The organism is Bradyrhizobium pachyrhizi (genome assembly GCF_001189245.1).
Classification (GTDB): domain Bacteria; phylum Pseudomonadota; class Alphaproteobacteria; order Rhizobiales; family Xanthobacteraceae; genus Bradyrhizobium; species Bradyrhizobium pachyrhizi.
The window spans coordinates 17,871-23,521 of the sequence record NZ_LFIQ01000100.1; the positions used below are offsets into that span (position 1 = coordinate 17,871).

General features: G+C 66.0%; 5 protein-coding genes and 1 pseudogene. 1 reads left to right on the top strand and 5 read right to left on the bottom strand.

The window, feature by feature from the left end:
- Positions 1-415: pseudogene (locus AKL29_RS45525) on the top strand (2-amino-5-chloromuconate deaminase CnbZ); the annotation flags it as partial.
- A gap of 289 nt (positions 416-704) precedes the next feature.
- Here the strand turns inward: AKL29_RS45525 and AKL29_RS25025 are convergent.
- From AKL29_RS25025 to AKL29_RS45530, 5 genes are all read right to left on the bottom strand, one after another.
- Positions 705-1,595 carry an ABC transporter permease gene (locus AKL29_RS25025; RefSeq protein ID WP_050386011.1) on the bottom strand — a complete coding sequence of 297 codons (891 nt, stop codon included), beginning with the start codon at positions 1,593-1,595 and terminating at the stop codon, positions 705-707.
- Positions 1,596-1,599: 4 nt separating this feature from the next.
- Positions 1,600-2,541 carry an ABC transporter permease gene (locus AKL29_RS25030; RefSeq protein WP_028331837.1) on the bottom strand — a complete coding sequence of 314 codons (942 nt, stop codon included), beginning with the start codon at positions 2,539-2,541 and terminating at the stop codon, positions 1,600-1,602.
- A gap of 31 nt (positions 2,542-2,572) precedes the next feature.
- Positions 2,573-4,084: an ABC transporter substrate-binding protein gene (locus AKL29_RS25035; protein ID WP_050386061.1), complete on the bottom strand. Its 1,512-nt coding sequence runs from the start codon at positions 4,082-4,084 to the stop codon at positions 2,573-2,575.
- A 23-nt stretch (positions 4,085-4,107) separates the two neighbouring features.
- A complete protein-coding gene (locus AKL29_RS25040) occupies positions 4,108-5,208 on the bottom strand; it encodes an ABC transporter ATP-binding protein (RefSeq protein WP_050386012.1) in 1,101 nt (366 codons plus the stop codon).
- Positions 5,205-5,651: oligopeptide/dipeptide ABC transporter ATP-binding protein (locus AKL29_RS45530; protein ID WP_347336993.1), on the bottom strand; the 447-nt coding region annotated here is incomplete at its 5' end. The genes AKL29_RS25040 and AKL29_RS45530, both read right to left, overlap by 4 nt.

Genomic DNA, 5,651 nt, shown 5'->3' on the forward strand with positions numbered 1-5,651 from the left:
CGAGATCGATCCGCCGGCCGAGCCGTCGTTCCATGCGTTCTCGTTCACGCGGCCGAGCACGACGACGTCGCCGTCCTTCGTGATCGCCGGCGGCGCCGAGGCACGCGGCGGCACCGCCAGCTATCCGGACCGCATCGTTTGCTATCGCGATCCCAGTCCCGGCGCGTGGCGGGAGAAGGTCCGCTTCACCGCCGGCGAGATGGAGCGCCGTCTGGCGGAGTTCAGCTTCGGCTGGCAGGAGACGACGGCGGTGCAGGCCTACACCGTGCACGACATCCATCCCGTGCTCGTCGACGAGCTGGTCCGCCGCGGCGCCACCCGCTCCGGCCTGACCTGGCACTTCTGCCGCCCGCCGGTGGTCGATCTCGAATACGAGATGGATTGCCGCAGGGTGCTAAGGGAAGTGGTGATCTAAAGCATGATCCGGAAAAGTGCGAAGCGGTTTTCCGAAAAGATCATGCTCAAACAAAAGGCCAAAGCGCGATGATGATTCAACCTAATCTCATCGCGCTTTAGCTTTCGTCGTCATTGCGAGAAGCGAAGCGACGAAGCAATCCATAGCGCCGCACGCTCGGTGATGGTGGATTGCTTCGCTTCGCTCGCAATGACGCGAACTTGGTGTCACGCAACTCTCCCCGTCATCCCGCGAAGGCGAAGCCGTTGCGCGGGGATGACGGAGAGGGATGGCCGCGCTCAGTTTGCAGTCACCGCGCCTTCGGGTCCAGTGCGTCGCGCAGGCCGTCGCCGACCAGATTGAACGACAACACGACGAGGAAGATCGCAAGACCCGGCCAGACCGCCATCCATGGTGCGCTGGTCAGGAAGCGTTGCGCGGCGTTGAGCATGCTGCCCCAGGACGGCGCCGGCGGCTGCTGGCCGAGGCCGAGGAACGACAGCGCGGCCTCGGCGATGATCGCGGCTGCGATCGACAGCGTCGCCTGCACCAGCAGCGCCGGCAGGATGTTGGGCAGGATGTGGACCAGCGCGATCCGCCAGCGCGGGTTGCCCATCGCGCGCGCCGCCTCGACATAGTCCTCGACTTTGACGCTCATCACCTGGCCGCGGGTCAGGCGGATGAAGATCGGGGTCGCCGAGACGCCGATCGCGATCATCGCGTTGCCGAGGCTCGGGCCGAGGAACGCCGCGAGCGCGATCGCCAGGATCAGGAACGGGCAGGCCAGCATCGCATCGGTGATGCGGCTGATCAGCGCGTCGATGAAGCCGCCGCGATAGCCGGCGACGAGGCCGAGCGGTACGCCGATCGCAAGCGCGATGCCGACCGAGATGACGCCGGCAAGCAGCGAGGCGCGGGCGCCGAACACGACGCGGGCCAGCACATCGCGGCCGAGCTCGTCGGTGCCGAACCAGTGCTGCGCCGACGGCGCCTTGCGCACCAGCGACCAGCTCGTCGCAATGGGATCATAGGGAACGATCAGCGGCGCGAACACGGCGAGCAGGATGAAGATCGCGATCACGGCGAGGCCGATCACGGCGCCCTTGCGCCGGATCAGCCGCCGCCAGGCGCGCCGCGCCGGGCTTTCCAGCGTTTCGGCGACGGCAAGCGAAGCGGCAGTGGTGAGTGTCGCGTCCGTCATCTGGTCAGCCCCTCAGCCGCGGGTTGACGAGGATGTAGGCTATGTCGGCGATCAGGTTGAGCGTGATGTAGATCGTCGCCGTGGTCAGCACCACGCCCTGCACGACGGCATAGTCGCGATTGAACACGGCATCGACGATCAGCTTGCCGAAGCCCGGGATCGAGAAGATCTGCTCGGTGAGGACCGCGCCTGACAGCAGCGTGCCGAGCTCGAGTGCGCCGAGCGTGATGATCGGCGTCAGCGCGTTGCGCATCGCATGCTTGAGGATCACCGTCCGCTCGGACAGGCCCTTGGCGCGCGCGGTGCGGACATAGTCGCTCTCCAGCACCTGCAGCATGGCGCTTCGTGTGTGCCGCATCAGGATCGCCGCGATCGCATTGCCGAGCACGAAGGCCGGCATGATTGACGCGGCGATGCTGGCGCGCCAGTTCTCGGTCAGCGGCACGTAGCCGGACGCCGGCAGCCAGCCGAGTTCGATGGAGAACAGGAAGATCAGCATGATGCCGAGCCAGAAGTTCGGCGTCGAGATGCCCCACAGCGCGAACAGATTGGCGCCGTAGTCCCAAGCCGTGCCCTTCTTCACCGCCGAGACGATGCCGGCGGGAATGCCGATCAGGAAGGCGATCACGATCGCCATGCCTGCAAGCTGCAGCGTCACCGGCAGCTTCTGCGCGATCAGCTCCAGCACCGGCATCTTGTTGCGCAAGGACTCGCCGAAGTCACCCGACAGCACGCCCTTGATCCAGTAGACATATTGCACAGGGATCGGCTGATCGAGATGGTACTGCGCGCGGATCTGCGCGATCACCGCAGGATCGCGTTCCTCGCCGGCCATCACCAGCGCCGGATCACCCGGCAGCAGATGCTGCAGCGAGAAGATCAAGACCGAAACGAAGAACAGCGTCGGGACGATCTGAGCCAGCCGCTTGGCAAGGAAGTTCAGCATGGCGATGCTCGTGTCCCGGACACCGGCGTGATCATTTCAGCTTCAACCCGACCACGCGCACCAGCCCATCGGGCATCTGCTTGTAGCCGTCGAGCTTTGTCGTGTGTGCGATGATGATGCGGCGATGGTAGATATAGAGGAGCGGCTCGTCCTCTTGTTCCAGCTTGGTCAGCTTGGCGTAGATCGCCTTGCGCTGCGCCATGTCGGTGGTGAGGCGGGCGTCGTCGAGCGCCTTGTCGGCCTCGGGACTGGCCCAGGCGCTGTAGTTCTGCGGCGCATCCTTGTGCAGGAAGACATAGGAGTTGCCGTCCGGATCGATGCGGCCGCTCCACGCCAGCATATAGGCCTGGTATTCGCCGGCCTCGGCCTGCTTCAGCGAGGTCGCGAATTCGGTGACCCGGATTTTCAAGTCGAAGCCGGCCTCCGCCGCCATCGATTGAATGACCTGCGCGGTGGCTTCGGTCTCGGGGCCCTTCGGCACCATGAAATCGACGCTGACCGGCGGCGTCACGCCGGCCTCCTTCAACAGCGCCTTGGCCTTTGCGACATCGCGCGGGCGGATCGGAAAGTCCTTCTGGTAGTAAGGATGATCCGGGCTCAGCCACTGGTTTCCAGGCTTGAACTCGCCGTTGAACACGACCTGGTTGATCGCCTCGCGGTCGATCGACAGATCAAGCGCCTGCCGGACCTTGGCGGACTGGCTGAGGGCACCCTTGGCCTTGTCCTTGCCGATGTTGAGGGTGATGCCCTGATAGCCGAGCTCGATCGCGCTCGAGACCTTCAGCCGCGAATCCGCACGCACGTCCTTCAGGTCGGTCGCCAGCACGCGTTCGATCAGGTCGAGCCCGCCGGATTTGAGATTGGCAAGCCGCACCGTGGCGTCCACGATCGGCAGATAGACGATGCGGTCGATGAAGACATTGTCTTTGTTCCAGTAGTCGGCAAATTTCTCCAGCACGATGCGGTCCTGCTGCACGCGCTCGACGAATCTGTAAGGACCGGCGCAGACCGGATGCAGGCCGAACTTGTCGCCGGCAGCCTTGGCGGCCTTCGGCGACACCATCATGCCGGCGCGGTCGGTGAGCTGCGCGATCAGGGGCGAGAACGGTGCCTTGAGCACCAGCTTGATGGTCAGGGGATCGACGACATCGATGTGATCGATGCTGGCAAGCTCCGGCTTGCGGAACGAGCCGGGGAAGGTCAGATGCCGCTCCAGCGAGAATTTGGCTGCCTCCGCATCGAGCGGCTCGCCATCCTGGAACTTGACGCCAGGCCTGAGCTTGATCGTGACCTCCTTGCCGTCGGCGGAGGTCTCGTGCGACAGCGCGAGCTGTGGCACGATGTTGAGCTTCTCGTCGATGTCGAACAGCTTGTCGCACAGCGCGGCAAACACGATGCGACCGACATAGGTGCGTGCCATGGTCGGGTCGAGCACGTCGGGGTCCTCGGCAAGACCGATCCGCAGCGTGGTCTGGGCCTGGGCGCCGGCCGCCAGCGATAGCAGCAGGGCGGCAACGGCTGCCGCCAAACCAAACATCCTCATCACACAGCTCCCCATTTTCATGCCTACGGCACCGTCCCGAAATGACCAACCCCGCCGCGCCCGGTCCCTTCCGCGGCTCCGCTGAAGGCCGCCACCAATTTCTCCAGCGACGGCGAGAAGCCACCGTCAGAGGGGACGATACTCTCGGCGGGCGGCAGGTCCGCGATGCGGTGACAGGCCGTGGCGTGGCCCGTGTCATCCGCCAGCAATAGCGGAACCTCGCTGCGGCAGCGCGCGATCGCATAGGGACAGCGGGTATGGAAGCGGCAGCCGGAGGGCGGATTGAGCGCGCTCGGCAGCTCGCCCTCCAGCACGATGCGGCTGCGCTTCGCACGCGGCTTCGGCACAGGGATCGCCGACAACAGCGCGCGGCTGTAGGGATGGCGCGGGGCCGCGAACAGCGCCTGTGCATCGGCGGTCTCGACGATGGTGCCGAGATTCATCACGGCGACGCGATCGGCGATGTGCTTCACGACGGCCAGATCGTGCGAGACGAAGATATAGGCGAGCTTCAGGCGGTCCTGCAGGTCGCGCAGCAAATTCAGGATCTGCGAGCGGATCGAGACGTCGAGCGCCGACACCGGCTCGTCGCAGATGATCAGCTTCGGCTCGACCGCGAGCGCGCGGGCAATCGCGATGCGCTGGCGCTGGCCGCCGGAGAATTCATGCGGATAGCGCCGCGCGAAGCGCGGCTCGAGCCCGACCAGGCGCAACAGCTGCTCGACGCGCTCGCGGCGGGCTGGCGGCGGCACAAGATTGTGCAGCGCCAGCGGCTCGGTCAGGATCTGGCTCACCGTCATGCGCGGGTTGAGCGAGGCGTAGGGGTCCTGGAAGATCAGCTGCGCGTCGCGGCGGAATGCGCGGAGCTGCTCGGCATTGAGCGTGCCGAGGTCGCGGCCCTCGAAGCGGATACGTCCGGCATCCGGCTCGATCAGCCGCAGCACCAGCCGGCTGACGGTGGATTTGCCGCAGCCGGATTCGCCGACCAGCGCCAGCGTCTTGCCGGCCTCGACCGTGAAGCTGACGCCGTCGACCGCCTTCACATGGGCGGTCGGCCGGCCGAACAGCGAGCGTTCGGCGACGAAATGCTTCACCAGCCCTTCGACCTCGAGCAGCGCAGTCATGACACCAGCCGCTCCAGCGGCGCGCGGATGCAGCGCGAGGCGTGGGTCGGGCTCAGCAGCGCGAGCGGCGGCGGCGATTTGGTGCAGGCATCCTCGACGAACGGGCAGCGGGCGGCAAAGCGGCAGCCGGCGGGCGGGTTCGCCATGTTCGGCACCATGCCCTCGATGGTGGCGAGATGGCTGGTGCGGCGGTCGAGCCGCGGAATCGAGCCGAGCAGGCCGACCGTGTAGGGATGCTGCGGATTGGCAAACAGCTCGTCGACCGGCGCGCGCTCGACGATCTCGCCGGCATACATCACCGCGACCTCGTCGCAGACCTCGGCGACGACACCGAGATCGTGGGTGATCAGGATGATCGCGGCGCCGCTCGCGGCCTTCAGCTCCCGCATCAGATCGAGGATCTGCGCCTGCAAGGTGACGTCGAGCGCGGTGGTCGGCTCGTC

Coding starts and splice junctions, on each gene's coding strand:
- AKL29_RS25025 (WP_050386011.1), bottom strand. CDS start 1,595: ATGACGGACGCGACACTCACCACTGCCGCTTCGCTTGCCGTCGCCGAA.
- AKL29_RS25030 (WP_028331837.1), bottom strand. CDS start 2,541: ATGCTGAACTTCCTTGCCAAGCGGCTGGCTCAGATCGTCCCGACGCTG.
- AKL29_RS25035 (WP_050386061.1), bottom strand. CDS start 4,084: ATGAGGATGTTTGGTTTGGCGGCAGCCGTTGCCGCCCTGCTGCTATCG.
- AKL29_RS25040 (WP_050386012.1), bottom strand. CDS start 5,208: ATGACTGCGCTGCTCGAGGTCGAAGGGCTGGTGAAGCATTTCGTCGCC.